Genomic DNA, 2,238 nt, shown 5'->3' on the forward strand with positions numbered 1-2,238 from the left:
GGTGTACTCCACCGTGACCGGCGGACCACACGACACCACCCGCATGGACGCGGGCTACTGGTACCGCAACCTGCGCGACCCCGTCCGCTTCCACACCGCACTGACCACGATGCTCACCGACGGACACGACATCCTCGTCGAGGTCTCCACCCACCCGGTGCTGGCCCTCGGCACCGCCGAGACCGTCACCGACACCGGACACGACACCGCCGTCGTCCCCACCCTGCAACGCGACCAGGGCGACATCCGCCGACTGGTGACCTCGATCGCCCTCGCCCACACCGGTCGACCACCCCCTGCTGGCAGGGTCGATCCACCTGGCGGGCGGCAGCGGTGGGCAGCTGTTCACCGGGCGCTGGTCGTTGGCCGACCACCCGTGGATGGCCGATCACGCCGTCTTCGGCCAAGTCGTTGTCGCCGGAGCCACCTTCGTCGAACTCGCCGCCGCCACCGGGGCCAAGGTCGGGTGTCCCGCCGTGCGGGAGCTCGTCCTGCACCAGCCGCTGGTCCTGACCGAGGACGCGCCCGTCACCGTCCAGCTCTGGATCGGCCAACCCGACGACAGCGGACAGCGCACGCTGACCGTCCACTCCCGTGGTGACTCCGACGAGTGGGTCCAGCACGCCTCGGGTGCGCTCGCCGCCTTACCCGTGCCGGAAGCCGTCGAACAGGTGTGGCCACCGCAAGGTGCGGAAGCCCTGTCGCTGGAAGGGTTCTACGCCGAGTTGGCGGCGCGCGGCTTCGGCTACGGACCGGTGTTCCAGGGCCTGCGCGCGGCGTGGCGGCTGGACGGCGACATTTACGCCGAGGTCGTCCCCACCGCCGGGTCCGGCTTCACCGTCCACCCGGCCACGATCGACGCGGCCTTCCACGCCGCGCTCATCGACGCCGACGAGGTGGTGCTGCCGTTCACCTGGTCGGGCGTGTGGCTGCGGCCCGGAGGAACCGCGGACACGCTGCGGGTGCGGCTCAGCCGGACAGGCGGAGCCACTGGTCTGAGCGCGACGGCCGTGGACGCCGACGGCGGGCTCGTCCTGTCGGTGGCGGCGGTGGCCGGACGTCCGGTGACGCGCAGCCAGCTGGAGGCGGCCCGCACGAGCGCCGACCCGATGTACACCGTCGAGTGGACCGACGCCGCAGTCCCGGCCGGCATCCCGTCGACCATCGCCGTGCTCGGACCAGACGCTTTCGGCCTCTCCGGGGTTCGTCAGTACGGCACCCTCGATGACCTGATCACCGCTGCGGATGCAGGGGAGACCGTTCCCGAGTGGATCGTGCTCCCGGTTCCCGCTGCCGACACGGATGTGCCGGCCGGGGTGCGGGACTCCCTCGAACGCGTGCTCGCCGTGCTCCAGGACTGGCTGCGCCACGACCAACTCGTCCACACCCGACTGGCCGTGGTCACCACCGGAGCGGTCGCACTCGACGGCCACGCACCCGACCTTCCTCCGGCACGGTGTTCACGTCCGAGGGGACGGTGCTGATCACCGGCGGCACGAGCGGACTCGGCACGGTGATCGCCCGCCACGTCGTCGCCCAGCACGGTGTGCGCCGCCTGCTGCTCACCAGCCGTCGAGGCCCCGACACACCCGGCATCGACGACCTGATCGAGGAACTGATCGCACTCGGCGCAGAAGTCGACGTCCGCGCCTGCGACGTGGGCGACCGCGACGAACTCGCGGCCCTGCTCGATTCGATCAGCGTCGAGCACCCGTTGCAGGCGGTCGTCCACTGCGCGGCGGGCTTGCGCGACGGCACCATCACCAACCTGACGCCACAACACTGCGCGGACGTCCTCGCACCCAAAGCCGACGCCGCCTGGCACCTCCACCAACTCACCCGACACCTACCCCTGACCGCACCGACGTCGACACCGCACGGCTGGCAGCCCTGGGCATCACACCACTGCCCGTCGCCACCGCCCTGCGGCACTTCGACACCGCACTCACGGCACCCGAGCCGCACTACTGCCCCACCACCCTCACCACCACCGGCCTCGACCGAACCACCACACCACCCATCCTCCACCGACTCATCCCCGCCACAACCAGCACCACCACCACCGTCCACAACGGACTACGCGACCAACTCGCCACACTCCCCGAACACCAACACCGACACCACGTCCAACAACGCGTCCTCACCGCCGTCGCCACCGTCCTCGGCCACACCGACACCACCACCATCCACCCCACCAACACCTTCAAAACCCTCGGCTTCGACTCCCTCACCGCCATC

General features: G+C 70.6%; 2 protein-coding genes and 1 pseudogene. All 3 read left to right on the forward strand.

Annotated elements, in window-relative coordinates:
* Positions 1–13: 13 nt before the first annotated feature.
* Positions 14–277 (forward strand): annotated as a pseudogene (locus tag OQ02_RS47445) (acyltransferase domain-containing protein); the annotation flags it as partial.
* 22 nt (positions 278–299) lie between these two features.
* Positions 300–1,484, forward strand: a complete 1,185-nt coding sequence (locus OQ02_RS39090) for a polyketide synthase dehydratase domain-containing protein (RefSeq protein WP_269321668.1) — start codon at positions 300–302, stop codon at positions 1,482–1,484.
* A 29-nt stretch (positions 1,485–1,513) separates the two neighbouring features.
* The coding region (locus OQ02_RS46890; protein ID WP_269321669.1) for a KR domain-containing protein at positions 1,514–2,238 on the forward strand (725 nt) is incomplete at its 3' end.

This window comes from Saccharothrix sp. NRRL B-16314, from assembly GCF_000716595.1.
In the GTDB taxonomy this organism is placed as follows: domain Bacteria; phylum Actinomycetota; class Actinomycetes; order Mycobacteriales; family Pseudonocardiaceae; genus Actinosynnema.